This is a genomic window from Halanaerocella petrolearia (genome assembly GCF_054657875.1).
The window spans coordinates 1,389,392-1,415,545 of record NZ_BAAHXW010000001.1 but is presented as its reverse complement, the minus strand read 5'-3'; the positions used below and the strand labels follow the sequence as shown (position 1 = coordinate 1,415,545).

Genomic DNA, 26,154 nt, shown 5'->3' with positions numbered 1-26,154 from the left:
GTGAGTAGTAAGTGGTTAGTAAAAGTTTTACTCACACTAATTCCTCACTCTAACAACTAAAAACTAAAGGAGGAGAAATAATGAGCGAAGTATATACAATTGATCATCCATTAATTCAACATAAGTTGACACATTTAAGAAAGAAAGAGACAGGGACTAAAGACTTTAGAGAGTTAACTGATGAGATTGCAGCATTAATGGCTTATGAAGTTACTAGAGATGTTAAGCTACAGGAGGTAGAGATTGAAACTCCAGTTGCTAAGACTAAATCTAATGTAGTTGCTGGTAAGAAGTTGGCTATTGTACCTATTTTACGAGCTGGTTTAGGAATGGTAGATGGAATTGTTGATTTGGTACCAGCAGCTAAAGTAGGTCATGTAGGATTATATCGTGATCCTGAGACTTTAGAGCCAGTAGAATATTACTGTAAGATGCCAACAGATATTGAGTCTAGAGAATTAATTATGGTAGATCCAATGTTAGCAACAGGTGGAACTGCTGAGGCAGCCTTAGAATTTGTTAAGGAACGAGGAGCTGAGAATATTAAGTTTATGTGTTTAGTAGCAGCTCCAGAAGGAATAGAGAGACTACAAAAGGCCCATCCAGATGTTGATATTTATACTGCATCAGTTGATGAAAAGCTAAATGATCATGCTTATATTGTACCAGGTTTAGGTGATGCTGGTGACAGATTATTCGGAACTAAGTAAGCAGGGGCGTCCATCTTGGGATGCGTACTTTATGGAAATGACGGAAGTTGTAGCTAAACGATCTACTTGTCTACGAAGAAAAGTAGGTGCTTTAATTGTTAAGAATAAACGTGTCTTAGCTACAGGCTATAATGGAGCTCCTAGTGACTTGCCTCATTGTAGTGAAACAGGTTGTATTAGAGAAGAGCAGAATGTACCATCTGGACAGCGTCATGAGTTATGTCGTGGCTTACATGCTGAACAGAATGGAATTATTCAAGCTGCTTTACATGGTACTTCAATTGAAGGTGCTACTTTATACTGTACCCATCAACCATGTATTCTCTGTACAAAGATGATTATTAATGCTGGGATTAAGCGAATAGTCTTTAAAGGAGCTTATCCAGATGAGTTGGCCCAGAAGATGTTAAAAGAGGCAGATATAACATTAGAACAAATTGGATAAATTATCAGAATTCAATAATTGCAAAAAGTAAGTTAATCTTTTAGAATAGAGATGGACTTGCTTATTGGGAAACTGACCACTATTGTGTGGTCAGTTTTTTATTGTTATAAAAATTAGAAAGAAGGTGAAACTGATGTTATTAATGCCTTTATTAATCAGTTTATTAGTAGCTTATGCATTGGTTCCAGTAGTTAAAAAGTTAGCTTTTGCTCTAGGAGCAGTAGATGAACCTAATAAGCGTCGTATTAATACTGAAGCTATTCCTAATTTAGGTGGCTTGGCGATCTTTGCTGGAGTTATGCTAAGTCTCTTCTGGTTAGGACTTAATTCTCAAATAAAAACTATTATGGTCTGTGCTACTTTAATTGTATTTTTAGGAATTATAGATGATTTATATGAACTTTCGGCTGTGATTAAATTAATAGGTCAAATAGCAATTACTTTATTATTAGTCTTTTCTGGAGTTAAGATTGAATTTATCAAAGGTCATTATTTAGGAATGTTAAGTTTACCAATTACTTTAATCTGGATGTTAGGTACTATGAATGTAATTAATTTAATTGATGGTTTAGATGGTTTAGCTGGTGGAGTGACAGTAATTGCTGCTATTCCATTAGGTATCTTCGCTTATCAGCAAGGTCAGATGTTAGCTGTATTAATGACCTTAAGTTTAATTGGTGCCACGTTAGGATTTTTACGTTACAATTTTAATCCGGCTCAAATCTTTATGGGAGATACCGGAAGCATGTTTTTAGGTTTTATGTTAGGTGTTATTTCTATTACTGGTGCTTTAAAGAGTATAACAACTGTTACCTTTATTATTCCTATCTTGGTACTAGGAGTTCCGATTTTTGATACTTTATTTGCTATTTTACGACGTAGATTAGTTGGAAAACCTATCTTTAAAGCAGATAAGAACCATTTACACCATCAGTTATTGAGTTTAGGCTTAACTCAGTGGCAAGCTGTGATTATCGTTTATTTAGTCAGTCTGTCTTTAAGCTTAGTAGCTATAGGAATTAGTCAAGCAGATTTAAATCAATTAGTATTTTTATTAGGAATGATAACTTTATTTCTGTTAAGTGGTAGTTATAAATTGGGAATTTTGAAGACGGATTCTAAAGTTTACAAAGATACAGGATATTGTGATAAATAGTACAAATATCCTTTACAAAATTTAAGATATCTATTATAATGTAAGCAGTGAAATATTAATTAGAGATAGTTTGATATAAAAAATAGAAATCAAATTCCTTGCAGTAAATATCACTTTATTGTATAATGTTTGTAGATAATTAAATATTTATGCTAATTGCCTAATCCTATATTGGAGCGGGGGACCCATTTTTTTGGGGCGAATCCATTATTGAGGGTGAAGTTGAGCTTGAGTTTAAGTAAATATCTATTTTGCTTAGACTTAGACTCAGACTTAAACTCAAGGTGGTAAGGTAACCCTTTTACCTGAGCCCGACAGCTAACCTCGTAGGCATTCGGAAAGGGGATCAGTCTAGTCTGTTTATAGCTATTTAAACATTCTATAGCTATAAATAGAAAAGTATACCTAAAAAGGGCTACGGCTATCTGCTGTGGTCTTTTTATATTTTTGTTATGAGTTATCTGTTATGAATGGTTTTTATTACGAAAGGTCTTGTCTTTTAGACCTGAAGGATCAGCTGTTAGTCAAGTTAAAGTTAAAACCATCCTATAACTTATTGGTTTATTTTTGTTGTTAAGCCAAAGGATATCTGATATAATTAGGGGAAGAAAGACAGTTCTTTAATTTATTTGTACTTTATGTATAATGTTTCTTAATTTAGGAATCACTAATTAGGAGAGTTGGTATGAAGGAAAAAGTGAAAGTTTTAGAGGCATTAGCTTTATTATCTCAAATAGGAATTGCTATTATTGTTCCTATTATTGGTGGTGTCTGGCTGGGTGATTATTTAGATAGTATATTGGCTACTGAACCTTTGTTTTTGATTTTGGGAGTTATTTTAGGAGTTATTGTTGGCTTTAGAAATGCTTATCGACTACTAATTAGCCAACAAGATAGTGGGAAGTGATCAATTATGAAGCAAGTAAAGAGAACAAAGACATTTATCTTTAAATGGACAATTATTTTAAATATAGTTTTAATGTTGTTAATGGCTATCTTTTTAGATAGGAAAGCTGTTTTAGGTATCTTTGTAGGAGGAGTAATGAGCTTGCTTAATCTCCAACTACTTTCTTCTTCCTTACAGAGGGCAGTAGAGTTTAAACCAGTCAAAGCTGGAGTTTATACCTTTATTCAATACATACTAAGATATATTCTCTGGTCCGTAACTTTTTATATAGCTCTAAAGAGGCCAGATGTAAATTTAGTAACTGTTCTAGTAGGTATGTTAACAGTGAAAGGAGTTATTTTGGTAGTTAATGCTTTTAATTTTTGGCCCCAAGGTCGTGAATATAATTTAAAGAAAGTAGGAAGAAAGGAGGGAAGATAAAGGATGAGTATTTTAGATAAGATTTTTTTAAGAGGGGCTCCCTCAGCTGATGCATTTAGCCCAGATGTTATGTTTTATTTGCCTGATAATGCATTAACTAGAATGTTACATATTGCTAATGCTCCAATTAAATCAACTGTGACTACTACTTGGGTTATTATGGCTGTTTTAGCTATATTTTCTTGGTTAGCTACTCGTAATTTAAAACGAGAACCTGAATCAGGAAGTCTTCAAAATATAGCTGAAGCATTTATAAAAAGTGTATCAGGTCTAGTTGAAACTACAATGGGCCCTAATATGAAGAAGTTTACTCCTTATATAGGAACTTTAGTGATTTATTTGACTATTGCTAATATTATGGGGATTGTTCCAGGAAGAGATGTTTTGCATCTTTATACCCCAACAGCAGACTTAAATACTACTTTTGCTTTAGCAGCAATTACTTTCTTTAATATTCATTACTTTGGTATTAAGTCTAATGGACTTGGAACTTATTTGAAGGGTTACTTTGAACCAATGCCTTTCTTATTCCCATTGAATGTAATTGGAAATCTGGCAGATCCAGTGTCATTATCTTTCCGTTTGTTTGGTAATATGATGGCCAGTGTCGTTATTATGGGGCTGTTATATGGAGTAGTTACTTTAATTATTCCAGGTTTAGCTGATCTATACTTTAATTTATTCTCTGGTGTGTTACAGGCTTTCATCTTTACAATGTTAACTATGACTTATATCTCAATGGAGATGGAGTAATCTCTCCATGGTAGAAAGGAGGGATTTGAGTGGAAGAAATATCTAACCTAGTAGTATTTCTTTTAGAGTGGTTTAACCAATTTAGTGCTCGTACTCAAGTGTTAGCTGCTACTGCGATAGCTACTGGGTTGGCTATGATTGCAGGTATTGGTCCAGGTATTGGTCAGGGATTTGCAGCAGGAAAAGGTGCTGAAGCAGTAGGTAAGAATGAAGAGAATAGTAATAATGTTACTTTAGTTATGCTGTTAGGAGCAGCAGTTGCTGAGACTTCAGGTATCTTTTCTCTAGTAGTAGCTTTAATCCTGCTATATGCTAATCCACTAGTTGGGGTGGCAGGAGCTGGAATAGTAATTGCTGCTTCTACTTTAGGAGCAGGTTTGGCTATGATTGCAGGTATTGGCCCAGGTATTGGACAAGGTTTTGCTGCAGGAAAAGGTGCTGAACGTGTTGGAAATAGACCAGGATATCAAGGTCTAATTATGAAGGTTATGTTATTAGGTCAGGCTGTAGGTCAGACAACAGGTATTTATGCTTTAGTAGTAGCTTTAATCTTATTATTTGCTAACCCATTACTTGGTTAGTTGCTATAAATAATTTAGAAAAAGGAGGAATACATAATGGATGGTCAATCTTTAATTGCAGCTGCATCTGCTATTGGAGCAGGTTTAGCTATGATTGCAGGTATTGGTGCAGGTATTGGTCAGGGATTTGCAGCAGGAAAAGGTGCTGAAGCAGTAGGAAAACAACCAGAAGCTCAAGGTGTAATTACTAGAACAATGTTACTTGGTGCTGCTGTAGCAGAGACAACAGGTATTTATGGTTTGGTAATTGCCTTAATCTTATTATTTGCTAATCCACTTCTTGGCTAAGTTAAATCTTAATAAGGGATTGGATAATGATGAATATGCCTATTCATCTTCCATTCCCTTTTATTATGGTAGTCTCGAAAGGAGGGAATAGACAGTGATTAGTTTAGATATAACCTTCTTCTTTCAGTTAATTAACTTTATTGTGTTATATCTAATTTTAAAGGGGTTATTGTTTGAGCCTATTACTAACTTTATGGAACAGAGGTCTGAAGAGGTTTCTGATCAGATAGAATCAGCAGAAGAAAAGGAAGCAGAAGCTGAAGAATTAAAAGAAGAGTATCAACAAAAACTAAGAGAAGCCAAAGCAGAAGCTCAAGAGATTATTGAAGATAGTCGTCGTCGTGGTAAGAAACAGAAAGATGAAATTGTTAGTAAAGCTCAAGAAGAAGCTAATAGAAAGATTGCTAAAGCAGAAGAAGAGATAGCTCGGGCCAAACAAGAAGCTCAAGAGGAATTAAAAGATGAAGTAGCTGACATTGCTGCTGAAATGAGCAAGAAGGCCTTAGCTAACTATGTTGCTAAGCAGAATCTAAAAGCAGAAACCATTGATCAGTTTATTGAAGAACTTGATCAAGAGAAGTTAGGTGAACTAACATGATAGAAGAACAAGTGGCTGAAAAATATGCTCAAGCTTTATTTGAGTTGGCCCAAGAAGAAGATAATTTAGAAGCAACTTTAACAGAATTTGCTGATTTAACCACAATGGTGCAAGAAAGTGAAGAACTAAATCAAGTATTGCATCATCCAGAACTTACTGGAGAACAGAAGAAAGAATTATTTGCAAAAGTTTTTGCTGATGAGTTATCGAATGATTTATTTAATTTTGTAAAGTTGTTAATAGATAAGAGTCGTGAAACTTTATTAGATCTTATCTACCAACAGTTTAAGAAGTTGGTTGATAAAGAAGCTAATAGATTAGAAGTTGAAGTTAGATCACCAATTGAATTGTCTCAGGAACAGCAAGAGAGATTACAGACTAAGTTAGCAGAGCAATTAAATAAGGATATTAAATTAGAAGTTGAAATTAAACCTGATTTAATAGGTGGTCTAGTACTCAAGATTGGTGATAAGATAATTGATGGTAGTTTAGCAAGTCAACTAGAAAATTTAAATCAAAACCTAAAAGAGTTAGAAGTAAGTTAGGGGTGAGATGATGAATCTTAAGCCTGAAGAAATAAGTTCTATCATTAAGGAACAAATTAAAAATTATGATGTAGAGATAGAAACTGAGGGTGTAGGAACTGTTCTTAGTGTAGGAGATGGTATTTCTAGAATCCATGGTTTAGAAGATGCTATGGCTGGTGAATTATTAGAGTTTGAAAGTGGAGTTAATGGCATGATTCTAAATCTTGAGGAAGATAGTATTGGTTGCGTAATTATGGGAGATGAGTCACAGATAGAAGAAGGTGACGAAGTACATAGAACTGGAAAGGTTGTTAGTGTCCCTGTAGGTGAAGAACTAAAGGGTCGTGTAGTTAATCCTTTAGGTGAACCAGTTGATGGTAAAGGGCCAATCAATGCTGACGATTCACGTCCAGTTGAATCCCAAGCACCAGGTATTGTTGATCGACAGCCTGTAAAAGAACCATTACAGACAGGTATTAAAGCTATTGACTCAATGGTACCAATTGGTAAAGGACAACGTGAGTTGATTATCGGTGATCGTCAGACTGGTAAGACAGCTTTAGGAATTGATGCTATTGTTAACCAGAAGGATCAAGATGTAACGTGTATCTATGTAGCTATTGGTCAGAAGTCATCTACAGTAGCTCAAATTGTAGATAAGTTAGAACAGGAAGGTGCTTTAGATTATACGACTGTTGTTACGGCATCTGCTAGTGAACCAGCTCCATTACAGTATCTAGCGCCATATGCTGGTTGCTCTATTGGAGAACAATTTATGTATGAAGGTGAAGATGTTTTAGTTGTATATGATGATTTATCTAAGCACGCAGTTGCTTATCGTGAAATGTCTCTATTACTTAGACGACCACCAGGGCGAGAAGCTTATCCAGGTGATGTATTCTACTTACACTCTCGTCTATTAGAACGAGCTGCTAAGTTGAATGATGAATTAGGTGCTGGTTCTTTAACAGCTCTACCAATTATTGAGACACAAGCAGGAGATATTTCTGCTTATGTTCCAACTAATGTAATTTCTATTACTGATGGTCAGATCTTCTTAGAGAGTGAATTGTTCTATTCTGGTGTCCGACCAGCTGTTAATGTAGGTCTATCTGTATCTCGAGTAGGTGGAGATGCTCAGATTAGTGCTATGAATGATGTTTCTGGTACTTTAAAGCTTGATATGTCTCAGTATCGTGAGTTAGAGGCATTTGCCCAGTTTGGATCTGACTTAGATGAATCTACGCAGCAGAAGTTGGCCCGTGGTGAAAGAATTGTAGAGGTTCTAAAGCAGGATGAAACTGCACCAATGGCTGTAGAGAATCAGGTAATGATTATCTATGCTGTAACTAATGGTTATTTGGATGATATTCCTTTAGAAGACATTAGAAGATTTGAGGCTGAGTTTATTCAGTTTATGGAGGATACTCATCCACAAGTAGGAAATACAATTGTTGAAGAAGAAGAATTGACTGATGAAGTAGAGGAAGATTTAAAAGCTGCTCTTAATGATTTTAAAGATAGTTTTGCAGTCAGCGGAGAAGAAGATACTGCTTAATTTGAGTTAGTTGTTGTCAGAAAGTGAGGTGAGCTAGAAATGGAGAGTATGCGCGATATAAAGCGGCAGATTAGTAGTGTTGAAAATACCAAAAAGATTACTCGAGCAATGAATATGGTTGCTGCCGCTAAATTGCAGAAAGCCGAACAGCGGGCTGAAGAAGCGAAGCCTTTCTTTGCCAAAACAAGAGAAACACTAACTAGTCTTGCTGCTGGAGAAGATGACTTGAATCCCTTATTAGAGCAGCGAGAGGTAGAAAAGGTAGGCTATATAATAATCACTGGTGATAGAGGATTATGTGGTCCATATAATACTAAAGTTATTAAGAGAGTAGAAGCAGCTATGGAAGAAAAAGCAGAGGAAAGTGCTCTCATTGCTATTGGTAAGCGAGGTAGCAATTACTTTAGACGTGATGGGGTTGAAATTCTATCTGAATATCTAGAATTAGAAGATAATCCTACTTTCTCTACTGCTACTAATATTGCTCACGAAGTGATTGATTTATATAAAGATGAGGTGCTTGATGAAGTCTACTTAGTTTATACTGAATTTGAATCTGTATTAAGTCAGAATGTAGAATTCTTCAAGTTATTACCTGTTGAACCTCCTGAAGATGAAACAGAACAAGAAGGTAATTTTTTATATGAGCCTTCTGCTGAAGGAGTTTTAGCAACTGTACTACCTCAGTATGTGAAAAACGTAATCTTTGGATCATTATTACAATCTAAAGCTAGTGAATTTGCTTCTCGAATGACAGCTATGGATTCAGCTACTGAGAATGCTGAAGAATTAATTGAGGAGCTTACATTATCCTATAATCGTGCCCGGCAGGCTGCAATCACTCAGGAGTTAACTGAGATTGTTGGTGGTGCAGAAGCACTAGATTAGGACGAAGGAGGTAATATGATGAGTCAAGGTAATGCTGAGGGCCAAAATTTTGGTCAGGTTGTTGAAGTTATTGGCCCTGTAGTTGAAGCTGAATTTGAAAAAGGAAGATTACCTGAAATTAATGATGCGATTAAAGTTATAGATGAAGAAAATGATAGAGAAGTTACAGTTGAGATCATGAATCAGGTTGGGGATAATAGAGTTAAAGGTGTTGCTATGTCCTCAACTGATGGACTAGTAAGAGGAATGAAAGCTAAAGATCTAGGTGGTCCAATTTCTGTTCCTGTTGGTGAAGAATGCTTAGGTCGTATTTTCAATGTGTTAGGAGAACCTATTGATAACCAAGGTGATGTGCCAACTGAAAATTATTCTCCTATCCATCGTGAAGCACCAGATTATGAGGAGCAGGATACATCAAATGAAATTTTTGAAACTGGTATCAAAGTGGTAGACTTATTAGCTCCTTACCCTGAAGGTGGTAAGGTAGGTCTATTTGGCGGTGCCGGTGTTGGTAAGACAGTATTAATTCAGGAATTAATTAATAATATTGCTACTGAGCACGGTGGTTATTCTGTATTCACTGGTGTAGGAGAAAGAACTCGTGAGGGTAATGATTTATGGTTAGAATTTAAAGAAGCAGATATATTAGATAAAGTAGCTTTAGTTTATGGTCAGATGAATGAACCACCTGGAGCAAGAATGCGAGTCGCTTTAAGTGGTCTGACAATGGCTGAACATTTTCGAGATGAAGCTGGTAAAGATACACTATTATTTATTGATAATATCTTTCGCTTTATCCAGGCAGGTTCTGAGGTTTCGGCACTATTAGGTCGAATGCCCTCTGCAGTAGGTTATCAGCCAACACTAGCTACAGATGTAGGAGCTTTACAGGAACGAATTACTTCTACTAAAAAAGGATCTATTACATCTGTACAGGCAGTATATGTACCTGCCGATGACTTGACTGACCCAGCGCCAGCAACTACATTTGCTCACTTAGATGCAACAACAGTACTATCGCGACAGATTGCTGAGAAAGGTATTTATCCAGCTGTTGACCCATTAGACTCTACTTCTACAATTCTAGATCCAAATACTGTAGGAGAAGAGCATTATGAAGTAGCACGTAGGGTACAGGAGACATTACAGCAGTATAAAGACCTACAAGATATTATTGCTATTTTGGGTATGGATGAATTATCTGAAGAGGATAAATTAACTGTACAGAGAGCCCGTAAGATTGAACGATTTTTGTCTCAGCCATTCTTTGTAGCAGAACAGTTTACTGGTATTTCCGGTAAATATGTATCAATTGATGAAACTATTCGAGGGTTTAAAGAAATCCTAGAGGGTAAGCATGATGATTTACCTGAAGAAGCATTCCTATTTGTAGGAACAATTGATGAAGCTGTAGAGAAGGCTAAAGAGGCAGAAGGAAGTGAATAATTATGGGCCAAATGACTCTTAATATTGTTACCCCCGAAGGAATTGTTTATGATGATCAAGTTGAGATGGTAACTGTCAGAACAATTGATGGTGACCGGGGGATTATGCCTGAACATGAACCAATGGTAACAGGAGTAGATATTGGTGCAATTCGGATTCAAGATGGTAACAATGAATATCATTTGGCTGCTAGTCATGGCTATATGGAAGTTAAGCCAGATGAAGTTACTATTTTAGTCGAAGCCGCTGAATCATCAGATGAAATTGATGTGGAGCGGGCCAAAGAAGCCAAAAAGCGGGCTGAAGATAGATTAGATAAAAATGAAGAACATATTGATGAGAAAAGGGCAGAGATTGCTTTACAGAAGGCCTTAAATAGAATTAAAGTCAGTAAAGGTCGTAATTTTGAGTAAGGGAGTAATCTCTTGCTCTTTTTTTATTGTAGGTATATTAATCTTATAGTTTCTTCATAAAATAGTAACTAATCGTTAATAATAAATCAGAGGTGAGATAATGTCTGAAAAGAAAGATCAGGATATTCAGCAAGAAGCAATTAAGGGTCAACAACAGAAAAGTAAGCTAGAACAGCAGGTAACAGCAGGATTACATGGAGGTTTTGAACTTAAGAAAGGAGAAAAAAATAGATTTTTAGGTGAGTATAGAGAAAGAGTTTTAGTGGCGCTAACTTCTAAACAGGTAGAAGAGGAAGGTAATTACCCTCAAGTAGTAGATAGTATGAATGACTCTGCAGCTACTAAGTTGATTATTAATCGGCAAGTTGATAGAGAGGCTGCTAAAGAATATATTAAGTTGGCTAGGGAAGCTGGACTTTCATTTAAGAAAGTAGAGTCCCCTGATTTTACTGGTGATATAGCCTTAGTAGTTGTCAGTGATCATGCTGTTAACCGAAAAGATATTTCTGTTAAGAGTAGAGAGAATTATTTATTAGAGCAAGGAATACCTCAAGAGTTAATTTCAGCTAAAGGAGAGAAGGTCTGTGGGGAATGCTATCAATTATTACAAGAAAAAGCCCCGCAAGAATTAGATAATTATCAACAATTATCCTGGTTTGATAAATTATTTGGTGCTCAGTGTCCTGGCCCCCATTAGATTTGAGGGTTAAGAAGGAAATTAGCCTTTAATCGAGAATATTGTTAAAGAAATTGATTAATAGGAGGATTAATATGAGTAAGCTAGTAATTAATGGTGGCAATAAATTAAGTGGTAGATTAAGTGTCAGTGGAGCTAAGAATGCAGCATTACCAGTAATTATGGCTAGCTTAATGGGCCAAGGTGAAAGTATATTAAATGATATTCCTGATTTACGTGATGTTAATAATTTAATCAAGATTCTTGATTCTCTAGGAGCAGAAACTGAATTTAAAGATAATAAACTACAGGTCAATACCGACTCAGTTGATAAGTTAGAGGTACCTGCTTCTTTGGCTACAGAAATGAGAGCTTCTTACTATGCTCTAGGGGCTTTGTTAGGCCGTTATGGTGAGGCTAAGACGACTTTACCAGGTGGTTGTAAAATTGGTAATCGTCCAATCGACCTTCATTTAAAAGGCTTTAAAGCACTAGGTGCTAAAGTAAAGCAAGACTGTGGAGTAATTGAACTACAAGCTAAGCAATTAACTGGAACCAAAATCTATTTAGATTATCCTAGTGTAGGAGCTACAATGAATATTATGATGGCGGCATCTATGGCTGAAGGTGAAACTATAATTGAGAATCCAGCTAAAGAACCAGAGATTGTTGATTTGGCAAATTATCTAAATGTAATGGGAGCCAAGATAAAAGGAGCAGGAACTGATACAATACGAATTCAAGGTGTTAAAGAGTTACGAGGAAGAGAATATACCATTATTCCTGACCGAATTGAGGCTGGAACTTACATAACAGCAGCTGCTATTACTAATAGTCAGTTGTATATTGATAATGTGTTAGTAGAACACGTAAATTCTCTATTGGCTAAGTTAAGAGAGATGGGAGTTAAGATTAAAGAGGATGTAGATGGGGTAGAAGTAATAGCTAATCAACAACTGGAATCTGTAGATATTAAGACTCTACCTTATCCAGGTTTTGCTACTGATTTACAAGCTCCTTTTATGGCTTTATTGACTCAAGCTCAGGGTAACAGTAAAGTAATTGAGACTGTATTTGAAGATCGCTTTGGACATGCTTACGAATTACAGAAGATGGGAGCCCAAATCAAGATTAATGATAATATAGCTACAATAGAATCAAGTCAATTGACAGGTGCTCAAGTTAAAGCTACTGATTTAAGGGCTGGTGCTAGTTTAGTTTTAGCTGGTTTAGTAGCTCAAGGACAGACAAAAATAGAAGATATCTATCATATTAAAAGAGGCTATGAAGATATAACCTCTAAACTGACTAATGTAGGGGCAGATATTAGGGAAGTGTAAGAGTGACGCATAAAGCGTTGCTCTTTTTTTATTTTGAAAGGGATAATTTTGTGATTTAATTTTATAGTCAACAATAAATATCATATAGGGTAACTATATTAGATTAGTACCATAAAAAGGGGGTTGAGATTGAGATATATTTTAGAGTTTTTTATTATCTGTACTTTAATCTTCACCCTTATCATACCAACAATAACTACTTTGATTAATACAAATAACTTAGAAAGTCGTAGAGTTAAGGTTTTCAATATAACTACACAACAGATGATGAATCTAGATTTAGAAGATTATTTAAAAGGGGTTTTAGCTGCAGAAATGCCAGCTAGTTTTCCTTTGTCAGCCCTAAAGTCACAAGCAGTAGCAGCTAGAACTTATACCTTAAAACATTTAGAGCAAGGAGAACAACTAACAACAGATAGTACCAAAGATCAAGCTTGGGTTTCTAAACAGAAGTTGTTGCATAAATGGGGATTGATTGGTTATTTGCAATACTGGGCTAAAATATCTGCAGCAGTAGAGGAGACACAGGGGATTGTTTTAACTTATCAGGGAGAATTTATTGATGCAGTTTATCATTCTACTAGTGGTGGAGAAACGGCATCGGCTAAAGAGGTATGGGGCAGAACAATACCTTATTTACAGAGTGTTGAAAGTAGTTATGAGACTAGATCTCCTTACTATAAGGTTAAGACTAGTCTTTCTGCAGTTCAGTTAGAGCAAAAATTAAATTTAGCAGATGTTGATTTAAATCAAATAAAAGTAGTTAAGCGAAGTCAGAGTAATAGAATTTTACAATTAAAAGTAGGTAAAAAACTATTTTCTGGACCAGATTTAAGAAGAAGTTTGGATCTACCTTCTACTAGACTTAAACTTAACAAGAGAAAAGGAGAAGTAGAGTTTATTACTTTTGGCTATGGTCATGGGGTGGGACTTAGTCAGTATGGAGCTTCTGGTATGGCAAAACAGGGGTATAATTTTCGAGAGATATTGGCCCATTATTATACAGGGATTGAATTTTCATTGGTAAAATATAATTAAAATGTATATCTATATAATCTCTGGGAATTATAATTCCTGGAGGTGGAAATGATGAACAAGATTAAGGAATTAATGGCTAAAATAAAAGAGAAGTTGAAGGAAGTAAACTGGAAGAAGGGGTTAGCGATCTTTATTCTCTTCTTTGGACTAGGAGCTGCTTTTGCTCTTTATCAACAGCTTAATGGTGCTTATCAGCAGAGTGGAAATAAACAGCCTAGTAGTAAAGTCGAAGTAGTTGAAGTTAAAGAACCTACAGATTATGACCTTAAGAATCAAGAGTTAGTTCTACCTACTAATAGTCAAAGTCAAAAGAAAGATGAACAGAATCAGACAGAAAAAGAGGTAACTGAAAAAGAGAAGCAGGTGACTAAGAAAAAAGAAAACCAACGGGCTGTCAAAGTAGCTACTAATTCTCAAGTAAATAATTTGGTAATGCCAGTCAATGGAGAAATAATTAATTCTCAAGAATGGTATAAAGATCAGACTTTGGATGCTTGGAAGTATAATCCAGGTATGGATATCGTAGCTGAAATTGGTACAGATGTTAAAGCAGCTCAAGCTGGTCAAATAGAAAGAGTAACTAAAGATGATTTTAAGGGGGTGACAGTTGTTATTAAGCATCAAGGAAATTTTAAAACTCTATATAGTAACTTACAGAACTCTAATTTAAAAGAAGGTTCCCAAGTAAGTAGAGCGCAAGTGATTGGTAAAGTTGGTGATAGTGGAGGTAGTCAGAATAATAGACTTCATTTTGAAGTGATTAAAGAAGGGGAAAATGTACCACCTAGTAAATACTTGAATTAATTTTAATTATTTGTAATATAACTTGTCCCTAAACATATATATATAATAAATATAGATAGAACAAGGGGGACAAGTTATGAAGGATTATATTTATAGACGAGTACTAGAAGTTGCTCACTATATATATGAAACTAAAGCTACAGTTAGACAAGCAGCAAAGGTTTTTGGAGTTAGCAAGAGTACAGTTCATAAAGATGTAACTGATAGAATTGAAAAAGTAGATCATGAATTAGCAAAAGAGGTACGTAAAGTATTAGATTATAATAAATCTGAACGTCATTATAGAGGTGGGGAAGCTACAAGAAAAAAATACTTGAAAGAAAGGAAGGGTGCAGAAGAAACGACTAAGGAGGTTGGCAATTAAGCCAGTCTCTTTTTTTATTAAGTATCAATAATTAGTTAAACAAAAAACAAATACTAATTTAATCATAGATTAAGAGAGGATTTTAGTCCTAGGTGTATAAGTTAATAAATAAGTAATTAAAAAGGGGGGGCAGTTATGTTAAAAGGACTATACACAGCGGCATCTGGTATGCAAGCATCTTTACAAAAGAATAATACAATATCAAATAATTTAGCTAATATTAATACAACTGGTTATAAAAAAGATATGACAGTTCAAAAGTCTTTTTCTGAAGAACTAGTAGCAAGGTTAGATGGTGAAGTTACTAAGGTAGGAAAATCTGGTAGTCAAGTGACTGTGGCTGGGACTCCTACAGACCAAAGTGATGGTAGTTTAAAAAGAACAGGTAATAAACTTGATTGGGCGATTAAAGGATCAGGTTTTTTTGCTGTTCAGACACAACAAGGGGTTAGATATACCAGAAATGGTAATTTTACTATTAATAATCAGAACCAAGTAGTAACCCAAGAAGGGTATCCAGTTAGAGGTGAACAAGGAATATTACAGGTTCCACCTAATAGTAATCAAGTTTCTATTAAAGATAATCAATTAGTAGTTGATGGTAGAGTGGAGAATAGAATTATGATTCAAGATTTTGCCGATAAATCAGGTCTGGTAAAGGAAGGAACTGCTTTATTTAGACGAACCCCTCAAGCTGGACAAGCTTTTGCTGCTCAGGCTCAGGTAGAACAAGGTTATTTAGAGCAGTCTAATGTTAACCCAGTAGAGGAGATGGTTAAGATGATTGATAATAGTCGTAAGTATCAAGCTGATCAAAAGGTAGTTAAAGCACAAAATGAAACTTTAGGTAAGGCAGTTAATGAAGTAGGGAAGGTTTAGTTATTGATATAAAGCTATAGCTTTATATCAATAGTTGACAGTAGACGGTTGATAGTTGACAGTTGAAATCAAAACCAAAGTTAAAATTTTTATGATTTTATATATTAATAGTTTATTAATGGTTTGATTTTATGGTTTTAACTGTAAACTGTAAATTGTAAATTGTACACTAATATAAACAAGGAGGAGTTATAGTGATTCGATCATTATGGAGTGCAGCATCTGGAATGAAGGCTCAACAATTGAATGTTGATACTATTTCAAATAATTTATCTAATGTGAATACTACTGGTTTTAAGAAATCTCGAGTTAGCTTTCAAGATTTAATGTATCAGACAATTGAGCAAGCAGGGACACCTAATAGTCAAGGTTCTCAGGTACCAACTGGAATTCAAGTTGGTCATGGTGTACGGCCTGGTGCTACTCAGAAGATGTTTACTACAGGGAGTTTAAAGAATACAGGTAATTCACTTGATTTAGCTATTCAAGGTAAAGGTTTCTTTAAGATACAGTTGCCTGATGGAAGTATTGGTTATACTCGTGATGGCTCTTTTAGTTTAGATAGTAGTGGTCAACTAGTAACTTCTGATGGGTATCAATTGCAACCACCTGTTACTATTCCAGCTAATGCTAAGGATGTAACAATTAATGAAGAGGGTATGGTTACATATAAAGAACCTGGTGCAGAAGTACCACAGGAAGGTGGACAAGTCGAATTGGCTAACTTTTCTAATCCGGCTGGATTGAAGAGTATAGGACAGAATATCTTTAAGCAGACAGCTGCTTCTGGAGAACCAATGACTGATCAGCCAGGACAAGCTGGTTATGGGAAGTTGGCCCAAGGATTTTTAGAATCATCTAATGTTAAGGTAGTAGATGAGATGGTAGATATGATTGCTGCTCAAAGAGCTTATGAAGTAAATTCTAAGGCTATTAAAGCTTCTGATGAGATGTTACAGCAAGCTAATTCTTTAAGAAGATAGGAGCGTTAGAGATGAAAAAGAATCTAATAGCTTTAAATTTACTGTTATTACTCTTATTATTTACATCTGGTATTATGGCTAATGATAGTCAGGTAAATACTATTGTTATTCCTCAGCAGGTTCAAGTTACTAGACTCAAAGTCAGACTACAAGAAATTGCTCAAATAAAAGGAAGTAAATCATTTAAAGAACAGATTAAAAATATTGATTTGGGCCAAGCTCCATTACCAGATTATAAAAGAACTATTTATCGACAAGAAGTAATTTCTGTTTTAAGGAATAAACAGATTGATTTATCTCAAGTAGTTTTACAGGTACCTTATCAATTTAATGTTATTAGTAATTATCGTAAGCTACCAGTTAAAAGATTAATTGAGACAGGTAAAAATTACATTTATAATCAATTACCTTACTCTAGTAATAATATAAAGATTCGAGCTATTAATCCACCACAGAAATTAAGAGTTCCTACTGGAAATTTAGAAATTGAAGTAGAGAGTACTTTTTCACGACATTTAGTTGGTAGAACTATGATTCCAGTTAGGATTTTAGTAGATAATCAACTCTATAAACGGTTTTATTTACAGTATGAAGTTAAGTTATGGAAGAAAGTATTGGTAGCTAAAGAGAATTTGAAGCAAGATCAGACTATTAAGCGGAGTTTATTTAAAGAAAAGAGAAAACTGGTGACTAATCCTAATCAAGAATTTGTTACTCTTGATGATTCTCTTACAAATATGCAGCTGAAGAATTCTTTAAGAGCAGGTAGACCATTATTGAAACATATGATTGAAATGCCTTCACTGGTCAAACGTTGGCAGGATGTAATGATTATTGCTCAAATAGGTGGTGTAAGAATAAGTACTATAGGGCGCTCTTTAGAGCCAGGGCATAAGGGAGAAATAATTAAAGTTAAAAATAAGAGTAGTGGTAAGAGTCTAAAAGGTAAAGTAGTTGCTAAAGGACAGGTTAAAGTAATAATTCGTTAAATTGAAAGCAGGTGAATAATAGTATGTTTAAGAAAGTAGGGGGTTTATTTCTATTATTGTTGTTATTTGTATCTACAATAGGTCAAGCAGCGTCGTTATGGGATGATTCAAAACCTATGTATTCAACTAATAAGGCCTATAAAGCAGGGGATATTTTAACAGTAATTGTTAGTGAAAATGCTACAGCTAATCAGCAGGCCAGCACAGATGTATCTCAAAGTAATCAAGCTAATGCTGGAGCTGGGACAGGAATTTTAGATTTTATTAATCCCTTTGGTTTTAATGAAAGTGATAGTAGTACTGCAACAGGAACTACTAGTCGTAGTGGTAATTTGTCTGCTAAGGTTACTGTTGAAGTAGAAAAAGTTTTAGATAATGGAAATTTAAAGATCATAGGAAAAAAGAAGATCAATATTAATGATGAAGAACAGAAAATTAAGTTGCATGGAGTAATTAGACCAGGAGATATCTCACCTGATAATACTATTGATTCAACTAAAATTGCTCAGTTAGATATCAATTATGAGGGCCAAGGAGCAGTTGCTGACAAGCAGAAACCAGGAATTATTACTAGGATTCTTAATTGGTTATTCTAGAAAGAGGGAATAGTATGAAAAAAGTTATAATCTCATTATTATTAGTTTTAATCATAGCTAGTTCTGCTTTAGCTTTAACCCCTAGTCAAGAGAGTAAAAATGATCCTTTAGTTAGAATTAAAGATATAACCCGAGTTAAGGGTGTTCGTAACAATCAACTAATAGGTTATGGGTTAGTAGTTGGCTTAAATGGAACTGGTGATGGAGGAAGTGCCCAAACTGTGCAGTCGATATCTAATATGTTACGTAATTTTGGTTTGCAAATTAATCCTTCTCAGTTAGAAGGAGATAATGTAGCAGCAGTAATGGTTACGGCTACTTTACCTCCTTTTGTAGAATCAGGAGATGAAATTGATGTTACTTTATCTTCTATTGGAGGAGCAGACAGTTTACAAGGTGGAACTTTATTAATGACTCCTTTGCAAGGGCCAAACCAAAAGAAGGTTTATGCTGTAGCGCAGGGACCAGTTTCTATTGGTGGATTTAATAGTGGTCAAGGAGGTAATCAGGTTAGACAGAACCATTCTACAGTAGGTAGAGTTCCTAATGGAGCTCTAATAGAAAAATCTGTACCAACTAGATTTGTAACTAATGACCAGGTAACTTTGCTTTTATCTGAACCTAATTTTTCTACTGCCCAGAGAATATCTGATGTAATTAATAATAACTTTGGATATACTCCACAAGGTGGCGCTTATGCTCAGCCAGTAGATGCAGGTCAAGTAGAGGTTAAAATCCCAAGACATTTTAAAGATAAAAAGGTGAATTTTATTTCTCGTATTGGTCAGTTGGAAGTGCGACCAGATACTAAAGCTAAGGTAGTAGTTAATGAACGAACAGGAACAATTGTAATGGGGCATAATGTACGTTTGTCTAAGGTATCAGTCTCTCATGGTAATCTAACAGTAACTATTGAGACTAATGAAGAGGTAGTACAGCCTCCAGAGTTTTCTGATGGAGAGACTGAAACAGAAGAAAATACTAATGTTGATGTTCAACAAGAAGAGAAAAAACTAATGGTATTACCTAAAGGAGCTACTATTTCTGATGTAGTAAAAGGATTGAATGCCGTAGGTGCAAAACCAAGAGATGTAATTTCTATTCTCCAAGCTATTAAACAGGCTGGAGCTTTACATGCTAAGTTAGAGATTATGTAGGAGGTGACAGCTATAAGAATGAAGATAGATTCTAAATTAAAACTGAATCAATTGCAGATGAAACAATCTCAACAGACAAAAGCAAAACAGGATTTTAAAAAGATGCTTACTAATCAGGTTGAACAAGATAAAACTAACAGTCAAGATGAATTAAAGAAGGTTAGTGAAAAGTTTGAGTCTTTGTTTGTTGGGATGATGTTTAAACAGATGAAGAAAGCAGGCTTTAAATCTAAATTATTAGATACTGGTCTGCAAGGAGAAATATATCAAGATATGTACTACAATGAGCTGTCTAAAAAAGCAGCTCAAGGTAGTAAGATTGGAATTTCTGAAGCTGTCTATAGACAGTTGAATCAAGGTAACTATTAGAGTTTACCTAGAAGGGAAGGGATTTGATTGCAGAAAATCAGAAAGACTATTCTAGTAGCATTTATATGTCTCTTATTTTCTCAAATAGCAATAGCTAGTCCCCAGATTATGCCATTAGATAAGGTTAAACCTGGTATGCAAGGGATAGGTAAGACAGTTATTAAGGGGACTAAAGTTAGAGATTTTAATGTAGAAGTAATTAGTATATTAGAGCAGAAGGCTAATAATCCTCTAATTTTAGTTAAAACTAGTGGAGAAGTAATAGATAAGACAGGTGGTATTGCTTCCGGAATGAGTGGTAGCCCTGTTTATATTGATGGTAAGTTGATAGGAGCTGTTGGTTATGGTTGGCAGATGGCCAATCATAAGATTGGTATGGTAACACCTATTAAAAGTATGCTTGATATCTTTAAATTAAATAAAAAAGCCAACTCTAAAGAAGATATTAAGTTAGATCAGCCAATTAAGGTTGGAGCTAAAGAATATCATAAGGTTAAGTTTGCTAAAAAAGAAGAAACTACTTCATCTGACGTTCTAGTGGCCACTCCTGTAACAACCCCTTTAGTTGTTAGTGGTTTAGCTGGTAGGGCCCGAAGTAGATTAGCCAAGGAATTAAAAAATTATGATTTGACTCCTGTTAATGGTGGAGGAGTAGTTACTGGTAAGCAAGAAACAACTTTAGAGCCAGGTAGTGCAGTAGCAGCTCAGTTAGTACGAGGAGATATTAATGTGTCTGCAATTGGAACTTTAACTTATCGTGATCAAAATCAGGTGTTAGCTTTTGGTCATCCTTTTTTATCTAAAGGAAATGCTAATTATTTCTTATCTACAGCCTATGTTCATCAAATGATTACTAGTGTTAAAATGCCTTTTAAGCTTGGTTCCCCAATTGATTTGAAAGGAACTATTAATCAGGATAGAAGTGCAGGTTTGGCTGGAGTAATTGATAAATATTCTAATGTTGTCCCAGTTGAAGTTGAAGTAACAGATAAAGATTTAGAAAAGCAGCAAGTCTATAACTTTCAGATAGTACAAGATCAAGAACTATTACCTAAGCTGTCTGCAGCTGCTTTATTACAGGTAATAGATAGTACTATTGATCGTCAAGGTGGAGGTACAGCTAAGGTCAAGATGGAGATTATGGGGAATAATCTACCTAATCAGTTACTTAAAAAAGAGGATCTCTACTATAATTCTAGTGATATAGCTGCAACTTCTTTATCTAGCCTATTAAATGGTTTAAATTTAATAATTAATAACCCATTTCAGAAAGTAGAAATCAATGGTATTAAATTAAATATAGAAGTAGAAAAAGAGTCTAAAATGGCTTTAGTAGAGCAAGTAGAATTAGACAAAGATAAAGTAAAGCCTGGAGATGAAGTTGAAGCTAAAATAACTTTACGTCCTTACAGAAAAGAAGTAGTAGAAAAGAAAGTAAAAGTAAAGATACCAGAAGATGTTGAAGCTGGAAAGTTAGAGTTGCATATTTTAAGTGGGCAAGAAGCTAACTTAGAACAATTTACCCAACAGGAGAATGATAATCGATCGGCTAAAGCTAATAATATTAAGTCTTTAGAAGAGTTGATTAAGGTATATCAGAAGCAGAATCAAAATAATCAGTTATTAGTGAAAGTAAAACCTAATTATACGTCCCAATCTAAGGTAGCCTCAAAGGAACAACCAGTTGTTAAAAAAGATCTAGTCAAAGAGAAGATTGATACTAATTATGTATTGAGAGGTGCTGTAATGGAGAAGGTTGATGTCAGTACCAAGCAAGATAAAAGTCAAATAAAAGATAATGCTAAATGAATTTAAGTCCCTTAAGAAGGGACTTTTTTCTTTTTATATAGTAGGAAATTATATTGCTTATATTTATTTGTCGATCATATAACTAATTATATCCATTGCAACTGATAGTAAAATATAATATTATTAAAAGTGACTCGAAATTTATATAAAGTATTGTAGTATAAGTCTAATATCTTATACATGATTGTCCAGTTAGACTGGAGGATGGAAAATGCAATTACAGGTTCTAGCAGACAATAAAGTAGTCATCGGGGTAGCTGCTTTATTCTTTATTCTTTCTTCTATATTAGTTATAAATAGTAATCAATTATTATCAGAAATTAAAACTGGTGTAGTCAATCAATTAGAGAAAGTTTTAGAAACAGAGTTAAAAGTAGGATCAATTAATTTAGTAGGTTTAAATCAGTTAAAGATTAATCAGATTCAGATGAAAGGTGATTATAATACTGATTTATTACAGGCTAGGAGTATAACAATTCATTATAGCTGGCAAGACTTGCTATTTAATTATTTAAAGCCATTAGATAGTATTGCAAAAATTAGTTTAGTTGGCCCAGAGATTAATTTAGTTAAACAAGAGCAATGGAATTATCAATCTTTACAGGATAAGTTTATAGAACCAGATAATTCATCCTCTACAAGTGAATCTAGTGACTTAGATTTGACTATTGAAATTAAGCAGGGCCAAGTTGATTATCAGTCTAATAAATTAAAAGAGAAAGTTGATAAGTTGGAAGGATCTTTAGAAGTAAATAATAATCTAGAAGTTGATTTAATAGCTAGAATAGCTAGTTTAAATAATAGTAAATTGAAGCTAATAGGGTCGATTAAAGACAAAAACTATCAAGGTAAACTTGAATTTAGTCAGCTTGATTTGGCTAAAGTAGGAAAGAGATTTGATTTTAATTTAGCTGATCTTAATTATCAGGGCCAACTTGATGGTAATATTAGCTTTAAAGGTAAGTTGGGAGCAGTACCCAACTATTATGGTGATTTACAGCTAAAGGATGCTAATTTATCCTATCAAGATAAGAAACTAAATGATATTAGTGGATATTTTAGTCTTAATGAATATGGTCTAAAAGTAAAGAGGCTGTTTGCTAGATTTAAGAAGGCCCCTTTATTGTTTCAAGGAGAAGTATTTAGTTGGCAGAAGCCACAGTTTAATCTAAATTATCAAGTACCACAACTACAGTTGGCTAAGCTAAATAGTTTCTTACCATCTGAGTTACAATTAACAGGTTTAGCTAATATCAATGGTCAATTGAGAGGATCTTTACAGGATCCTAATCTAACGGCTGAACTAAAATTAACTACTGGTAAGATAAATCAAGTTGAAGTTAGTGATTTAACAAGTAAATTATATTATCAAAATAGTGCTTTAAATTTAAAGAAGTTAAATTTCAATTATGGTACAGGGCAGTTTACAGGTGACGGTATGTTGACTTTTGGTGAAGAATTCAATTATATTTTATCAGCTCAATTTTCAGATTTGGATTTAGCTAAGTTGAAAAGAGAGTTTGGTTTAAGTCTATCTCTTTCTGGACAAGCTGAAGGTGACGCTATAATTTCAGGTACATCCTTTAAATGGGATCAACTGAATGCATTAGGATCACTTTCTATAGGTCAAGGCAAGATAAGTAATTATAATTTCGATCAATTTGACGGTAATTTCTGGTTGAGTCAAAGTCAGTTGTTTCTTAACCAGGCCCAATTAAAGTCGGGTAAGAGTATGTTTAAGTTAGGAGGTATGATTGACTTAGCAGGAGAGTTGGATTTGACTTTGGAAGCTGATAAATTGAAATTAGAGCAACTAAATTCACTTCATAACTTAGATAAGTTATCAGGTGAGCTGAGTTTAGATGGGAAATTAACTGGGAATATATCGGATCCAAAGTTTACAGGTCGGTTTGGGCTACAAAATTTAGTCTTAGCAGATCCAATGGATTTGAGTATTAATCAGGCTACTGGTAAGTTAAGTTATAATAATCAAATAATTAAATTACAGTCAGTAAATATACCCAGGTTGAATAGTCAGCTGCAAGGTAAGATTGATTTAGCTAGTAATGATTCTAAGTTAGTGATTAATACTCAACAGGTAGAAGCAGCTAAGCTATTAGCAAACTTAGGTATTGATCTACCAGTTACAGGAGCAGCTAGTGGGCGAACTGAGATCAAGCAATTATTAACTGATCCAGTAATTAAAGGACAGACTTTTGTTAAATCTGGTCAAGCTTTTGATCAACATTTTGATCGGGCTAAACTTGATTTTGGTTTTCAACAAGGAGAGTTTAGAATTTATAATTTACAGGCTGCTTATCAAGATAGTACTGCTCAAGCAAGTGGTACCTTTGTGGATGAAAGGTTGGATTTGAGTTTTAACAGCCAAAATTTATCTTTACAGGATTTAGATCATTTAACTAGATTAGGTGCAATAAGAGGAAAAGCTAAGGCTAGAGGAAGAGTTTATGGTAAAGTATCTGATCTTAAAGTATCCGCTACAGTTGATAGCCAAGAAGTTAAGGTTAATCAGTATCAGATAGGCCAGATAGATGCTAAATTAGATTATGATGATGCTAAGTTATCTGTATTAGACGGTCAATTAAATCAAGTTGGTAATTCATATGATTTTAGAGGTGGTATAAACCTACACCAACAAGAATTTGATGATTTTATAGTTGATATTAAACAAGGAAATCTTTTTTATTTAAATCAAATTCTTCCTATTCAAATTAGGGAAGATTATCAACTGACAGGTCGAATTGAAGCTAATGGTTCAGTAAGACAGCCTAAATTTAAGACCGATCTCTCAATATCAGATATTGATCAAAAAGGTAATCTGCAACTAAATGGAGATTATTGGTTTGGTAATGGAGTTGACTTATCATTAGTAGCACAACAGTTTAATTTAGATTTCCTCAATAGATTTAATTTATTACCTTATCAAATAGCAGGACAGCTTGATCTTACAGGTAAGTTAACAGGTGAGTTAGATAGTTTGGATTTTGATTCTAATTTGAAGATTACCCAGGGTCAAGTGGCTGGACTAGATTATGAAGAGTTATCTGGTCGAGCTAAGGTAATTGATAGTCAGAAACTTATTCTAAATCAGGAGTTAGAGGTAAAAGGAAATAGTACTTTACAAGCTGATGGAGTTATCCCTTTAAACAATAGTCAAAAATTTGGGCTTAATTTAAAGATGAAGAAAGGAAATTTAAGTCTGCTTTCTTTTTGGTTAGATGATGTTAAGTTGGCCCGAGGTCAAGGAAGTGCCCAGTTAAACTTAGGAGGTACTTGGCAGAATCCTAGATTAACTGGAGCAGCTAAGTTAGTATCAGCCAGTTTTGCCCATCCTGTTTTAGATAGAAAAATTCAAGATTTAACAGGTGATATTTTATTTAAAGATGAAAGAGTAGTAGTTGATAACTTGACTGGCCATTATGGAGAAGGTAACTTTAATTTACAAGGAGATATTGCTTTAAATGATTTAATGCCAATAAATTATGACTTGAAATTCCAAGGTCAAGATATTGCTTTTGAGCATGGTTCTTGGCAAGGTTTAAATGATGCTAAATTAGAAGTTACAGGATCTTTACAAGAGCCTTTAGTTTCAGGTGAGATTAAAGCTCATAATATGAACTTTAATCTTCCTTTTAAGTGGCCAAGAGATAATAGTAATCAGGAACCATTTATTAAACCACGTTTTGACTTACAGGTTAAACCAGGAGAGAAGGTTAAAGTGAGGAATGACAATATTGATGTCTTAGTTCAAGGTGGAGAGTTAAATCTTAAGACAGTTAATGATAAGTTAGAGCTAACTGGTAGGTTAAAGTCTACTACTGGTCGCTTTACTTATTATAATACAGAATTTGAACTACAAGAAGGAAGAGCTGTTTTTAATAAGTATAGTTATATTCCTAATTTACAAATTCAGGCTCAGACAAAGGTGCAAGATACTACTATTAACCTTGATCTAACTGGTTTAGCTGATCGTTTGAAATTTTCTCTCTCTTCTGATCCCGAGTTAACAAAGAAAGAAATTATTACTTTATTAACTAAGCAAGGAGGGATTGGGAATTTATTAGAGAAAAACTATGAACAGGCTGTTAAAGATGAGTTATGGAGAATTGTAGGCGAAGGTTTTAAGACAGAGTTAATATATAAAGTAGAACGATCTTTTGAAGAATCATTGAACTTAGATCAAGTCAGAATTAAGTCTTTATTAAGTGATAAGTTAGAGATTGAAATAGGTAAGTTTATCTTTGATAACTTTATGCTAAAGTATAATCGTAGTTTTGGTATTGAAGAAAAGCAAGCTGTTGGTTTCGAATATAACTTTAGTCAAGGATTAGATAACTTACAACTTAGAGGTTCTTATGATAGTCAAGGTGATTATAAGTTAGGTGTAGAAGTGACAGTGCCATTTTAAATATTAGTGAGAGAATATAGTTATAGAGGAG

The 26,154-nt window shown here is 34.4% G+C and carries 27 protein-coding genes and 1 riboswitch; all 27 genes read left to right on the top strand.

Annotated elements, in window-relative coordinates; translation table 11 throughout:
* Positions 1-80: 80 nt before the first annotated feature.
* The 27 genes from upp to ACYQ39_RS07005 all read left to right on the top strand — a co-directional run bounded on the left by upp (position 81) and on the right by ACYQ39_RS07005 (position 26,123).
* Positions 81-710: a uracil phosphoribosyltransferase gene (gene upp, locus ACYQ39_RS07135; protein WP_459841533.1), complete on the top strand. Its 630-nt coding sequence runs from the start codon at positions 81-83 to the stop codon at positions 708-710.
* Positions 679-1,155, top strand: coding sequence for a deoxycytidylate deaminase (locus tag ACYQ39_RS07130; RefSeq protein ID WP_459841531.1), 477 nt, complete (start codon positions 679-681; stop codon positions 1,153-1,155). The genes upp and ACYQ39_RS07130 overlap by 32 nt, the downstream gene beginning before the upstream one ends.
* A 133-nt stretch (positions 1,156-1,288) precedes the next feature.
* Positions 1,289-2,311: an MraY family glycosyltransferase gene (locus ACYQ39_RS07125; RefSeq protein ID WP_459841529.1), complete on the top strand. Its 1,023-nt coding sequence runs from the start codon at positions 1,289-1,291 to the stop codon at positions 2,309-2,311.
* 147 nt (positions 2,312-2,458) lie between these two features.
* Positions 2,459-2,660: riboswitch (cyclic di-AMP (ydaO/yuaA leader) on the top strand.
* A 336-nt stretch (positions 2,661-2,996) separates the two neighbouring features.
* A complete protein-coding gene (locus ACYQ39_RS07120; RefSeq protein ID WP_459841527.1) occupies positions 2,997-3,218 on the top strand; it encodes an AtpZ/AtpI family protein in 222 nt (73 codons plus the stop codon).
* Between the two features lie 6 nt (positions 3,219-3,224).
* Complete coding sequence (locus ACYQ39_RS07115) at positions 3,225-3,638, top strand: ATP synthase subunit I (RefSeq protein ID WP_459841525.1); 414 nt, start codon at positions 3,225-3,227, stop codon at positions 3,636-3,638.
* Between the two features lie 3 nt (positions 3,639-3,641).
* Entirely contained in the window at positions 3,642-4,391 is a 750-nt protein-coding gene (gene atpB / locus ACYQ39_RS07110; protein ID WP_459841524.1) for a F0F1 ATP synthase subunit A, read from the top strand.
* A 29-nt stretch (positions 4,392-4,420) separates the two neighbouring features.
* Positions 4,421-4,972 carry an ATP synthase Fo subunit C gene (locus tag ACYQ39_RS07105; protein ID WP_459841522.1) on the top strand — a complete coding sequence of 184 codons (552 nt, stop codon included), beginning with the start codon at positions 4,421-4,423 and terminating at the stop codon, positions 4,970-4,972.
* A 36-nt stretch (positions 4,973-5,008) separates the two neighbouring features.
* Positions 5,009-5,260 carry an ATP synthase F0 subunit C gene (atpE, locus tag ACYQ39_RS07100; protein ID WP_459841520.1) on the top strand — a complete coding sequence of 84 codons (252 nt, stop codon included), beginning with the start codon at positions 5,009-5,011 and terminating at the stop codon, positions 5,258-5,260.
* Positions 5,261-5,354: 94 nt separating this feature from the next.
* Positions 5,355-5,858: a F0F1 ATP synthase subunit B gene (atpF, locus tag ACYQ39_RS07095; RefSeq protein ID WP_459841518.1), complete on the top strand. Its 504-nt coding sequence runs from the start codon at positions 5,355-5,357 to the stop codon at positions 5,856-5,858.
* Positions 5,855-6,403: a F0F1 ATP synthase subunit delta gene (locus ACYQ39_RS07090; RefSeq protein ID WP_459841517.1), complete on the top strand. Its 549-nt coding sequence runs from the start codon at positions 5,855-5,857 to the stop codon at positions 6,401-6,403. The genes atpF and ACYQ39_RS07090 overlap by 4 nt, the downstream gene beginning before the upstream one ends.
* A 10-nt stretch (positions 6,404-6,413) precedes the next feature.
* Positions 6,414-7,943: a F0F1 ATP synthase subunit alpha gene (gene atpA / locus ACYQ39_RS07085; RefSeq protein WP_459841515.1), complete on the top strand. Its 1,530-nt coding sequence runs from the start codon at positions 6,414-6,416 to the stop codon at positions 7,941-7,943.
* 39 nt (positions 7,944-7,982) lie between these two features.
* Positions 7,983-8,831 (top strand): ATP synthase F1 subunit gamma, encoded by an 849-nt coding sequence (atpG, locus tag ACYQ39_RS07080; RefSeq protein WP_459841513.1) that lies wholly within the window; start codon positions 7,983-7,985, stop codon positions 8,829-8,831.
* A gap of 18 nt (positions 8,832-8,849) precedes the next feature.
* Positions 8,850-10,277 (top strand): F0F1 ATP synthase subunit beta, encoded by a 1,428-nt coding sequence (atpD, locus tag ACYQ39_RS07075; RefSeq protein WP_459841511.1) that lies wholly within the window; start codon positions 8,850-8,852, stop codon positions 10,275-10,277.
* A gap of 2 nt (positions 10,278-10,279) precedes the next feature.
* Positions 10,280-10,690: a F0F1 ATP synthase subunit epsilon gene (locus tag ACYQ39_RS07070; protein ID WP_459841509.1), complete on the top strand. Its 411-nt coding sequence runs from the start codon at positions 10,280-10,282 to the stop codon at positions 10,688-10,690.
* Between the two features lie 100 nt (positions 10,691-10,790).
* Complete coding sequence (locus ACYQ39_RS07065) at positions 10,791-11,387, top strand: YueI family protein (protein ID WP_459841507.1); 597 nt, start codon at positions 10,791-10,793, stop codon at positions 11,385-11,387.
* A gap of 74 nt (positions 11,388-11,461) precedes the next feature.
* Positions 11,462-12,706, top strand: a complete 1,245-nt coding sequence (gene murA, locus ACYQ39_RS07060) for a UDP-N-acetylglucosamine 1-carboxyvinyltransferase (RefSeq protein ID WP_459841505.1) — start codon at positions 11,462-11,464, stop codon at positions 12,704-12,706.
* Between the two features lie 129 nt (positions 12,707-12,835).
* Positions 12,836-13,744 (top strand): stage II sporulation protein D, encoded by a 909-nt coding sequence (gene spoIID, locus ACYQ39_RS07055; RefSeq protein ID WP_459841503.1) that lies wholly within the window; start codon positions 12,836-12,838, stop codon positions 13,742-13,744.
* A 51-nt stretch (positions 13,745-13,795) separates the two neighbouring features.
* Entirely contained in the window at positions 13,796-14,548 is a 753-nt protein-coding gene (locus ACYQ39_RS07050) for a peptidoglycan DD-metalloendopeptidase family protein (RefSeq protein WP_459841501.1), read from the top strand.
* Between the two features lie 76 nt (positions 14,549-14,624).
* Complete coding sequence (gene spoIIID, locus ACYQ39_RS07045; protein ID WP_459841499.1) at positions 14,625-14,912, top strand: sporulation transcriptional regulator SpoIIID; 288 nt, start codon at positions 14,625-14,627, stop codon at positions 14,910-14,912.
* 135 nt (positions 14,913-15,047) lie between these two features.
* Positions 15,048-15,791 (top strand): flagellar basal-body rod protein FlgF, encoded by a 744-nt coding sequence (flgF, locus tag ACYQ39_RS07040; protein ID WP_459841497.1) that lies wholly within the window; start codon positions 15,048-15,050, stop codon positions 15,789-15,791.
* A gap of 194 nt (positions 15,792-15,985) precedes the next feature.
* Positions 15,986-16,774, top strand: coding sequence for a flagellar basal-body rod protein FlgG (gene flgG / locus ACYQ39_RS07035; RefSeq protein ID WP_459841495.1), 789 nt, complete (start codon positions 15,986-15,988; stop codon positions 16,772-16,774).
* An 11-nt stretch (positions 16,775-16,785) separates the two neighbouring features.
* The gene (gene flgA, locus ACYQ39_RS07030; RefSeq protein ID WP_459841494.1) at positions 16,786-17,763 is read left to right on the top strand and encodes a flagellar basal body P-ring formation chaperone FlgA; all 978 of its coding nucleotides are present in this window, start codon (positions 16,786-16,788) and stop codon (positions 17,761-17,763) included.
* Positions 17,764-17,786: 23 nt separating this feature from the next.
* Positions 17,787-18,359: a flagellar basal body L-ring protein FlgH gene (locus ACYQ39_RS07025; RefSeq protein ID WP_459841492.1), complete on the top strand. Its 573-nt coding sequence runs from the start codon at positions 17,787-17,789 to the stop codon at positions 18,357-18,359.
* A 14-nt stretch (positions 18,360-18,373) separates the two neighbouring features.
* On the top strand, positions 18,374-19,516 hold the full coding sequence (locus ACYQ39_RS07020; RefSeq protein ID WP_459841490.1) for a flagellar basal body P-ring protein FlgI: 1,143 nt from the start codon (positions 18,374-18,376) through the stop codon (positions 19,514-19,516).
* Positions 19,517-19,534: 18 nt separating this feature from the next.
* Positions 19,535-19,885, top strand: a complete 351-nt coding sequence (locus ACYQ39_RS07015) for a rod-binding protein (protein ID WP_459841488.1) — start codon at positions 19,535-19,537, stop codon at positions 19,883-19,885.
* Positions 19,886-19,912: 27 nt separating this feature from the next.
* Positions 19,913-21,694: a SpoIVB peptidase S55 domain-containing protein gene (locus ACYQ39_RS07010; RefSeq protein WP_459841487.1), complete on the top strand. Its 1,782-nt coding sequence runs from the start codon at positions 19,913-19,915 to the stop codon at positions 21,692-21,694.
* A gap of 211 nt (positions 21,695-21,905) precedes the next feature.
* Positions 21,906-26,123, top strand: a complete 4,218-nt coding sequence (locus ACYQ39_RS07005) for a translocation/assembly module TamB domain-containing protein (RefSeq protein WP_459841485.1) — start codon at positions 21,906-21,908, stop codon at positions 26,121-26,123.
* Positions 26,124-26,154 lie beyond the last annotated feature (31 nt).

Coding starts and splice junctions, on each gene's coding strand:
- upp (WP_459841533.1), top strand. CDS start 81: ATGAGCGAAGTATATACAATTGATCATCCATTAATTCAACATAAGTTG.
- ACYQ39_RS07130 (WP_459841531.1), top strand. CDS start 679: ATGCTGGTGACAGATTATTCGGAACTAAGTAAGCAGGGGCGTCCATCT.
- ACYQ39_RS07125 (WP_459841529.1), top strand. CDS start 1,289: ATGTTATTAATGCCTTTATTAATCAGTTTATTAGTAGCTTATGCATTG.
- ACYQ39_RS07120 (WP_459841527.1), top strand. CDS start 2,997: ATGAAGGAAAAAGTGAAAGTTTTAGAGGCATTAGCTTTATTATCTCAA.
- ACYQ39_RS07115 (WP_459841525.1), top strand. CDS start 3,225: ATGAAGCAAGTAAAGAGAACAAAGACATTTATCTTTAAATGGACAATT.
- atpB (WP_459841524.1), top strand. CDS start 3,642: ATGAGTATTTTAGATAAGATTTTTTTAAGAGGGGCTCCCTCAGCTGAT.
- atpE (WP_459841520.1), top strand. CDS start 5,009: ATGGATGGTCAATCTTTAATTGCAGCTGCATCTGCTATTGGAGCAGGT.
- ACYQ39_RS07090 (WP_459841517.1), top strand. CDS start 5,855: ATGATAGAAGAACAAGTGGCTGAAAAATATGCTCAAGCTTTATTTGAG.
- atpA (WP_459841515.1), top strand. CDS start 6,414: ATGAATCTTAAGCCTGAAGAAATAAGTTCTATCATTAAGGAACAAATT.
- atpG (WP_459841513.1), top strand. CDS start 7,983: ATGGAGAGTATGCGCGATATAAAGCGGCAGATTAGTAGTGTTGAAAAT.
- atpD (WP_459841511.1), top strand. CDS start 8,850: ATGAGTCAAGGTAATGCTGAGGGCCAAAATTTTGGTCAGGTTGTTGAA.
- ACYQ39_RS07070 (WP_459841509.1), top strand. CDS start 10,280: ATGGGCCAAATGACTCTTAATATTGTTACCCCCGAAGGAATTGTTTAT.
- ACYQ39_RS07065 (WP_459841507.1), top strand. CDS start 10,791: ATGTCTGAAAAGAAAGATCAGGATATTCAGCAAGAAGCAATTAAGGGT.
- murA (WP_459841505.1), top strand. CDS start 11,462: ATGAGTAAGCTAGTAATTAATGGTGGCAATAAATTAAGTGGTAGATTA.
- ACYQ39_RS07050 (WP_459841501.1), top strand. CDS start 13,796: ATGAACAAGATTAAGGAATTAATGGCTAAAATAAAAGAGAAGTTGAAG.
- spoIIID (WP_459841499.1), top strand. CDS start 14,625: ATGAAGGATTATATTTATAGACGAGTACTAGAAGTTGCTCACTATATA.
- flgF (WP_459841497.1), top strand. CDS start 15,048: ATGTTAAAAGGACTATACACAGCGGCATCTGGTATGCAAGCATCTTTA.
- flgA (WP_459841494.1), top strand. CDS start 16,786: ATGAAAAAGAATCTAATAGCTTTAAATTTACTGTTATTACTCTTATTA.
- ACYQ39_RS07025 (WP_459841492.1), top strand. CDS start 17,787: ATGTTTAAGAAAGTAGGGGGTTTATTTCTATTATTGTTGTTATTTGTA.
- ACYQ39_RS07020 (WP_459841490.1), top strand. CDS start 18,374: ATGAAAAAAGTTATAATCTCATTATTATTAGTTTTAATCATAGCTAGT.
- ACYQ39_RS07015 (WP_459841488.1), top strand. CDS start 19,535: ATGAAGATAGATTCTAAATTAAAACTGAATCAATTGCAGATGAAACAA.
- ACYQ39_RS07005 (WP_459841485.1), top strand. CDS start 21,906: ATGCAATTACAGGTTCTAGCAGACAATAAAGTAGTCATCGGGGTAGCT.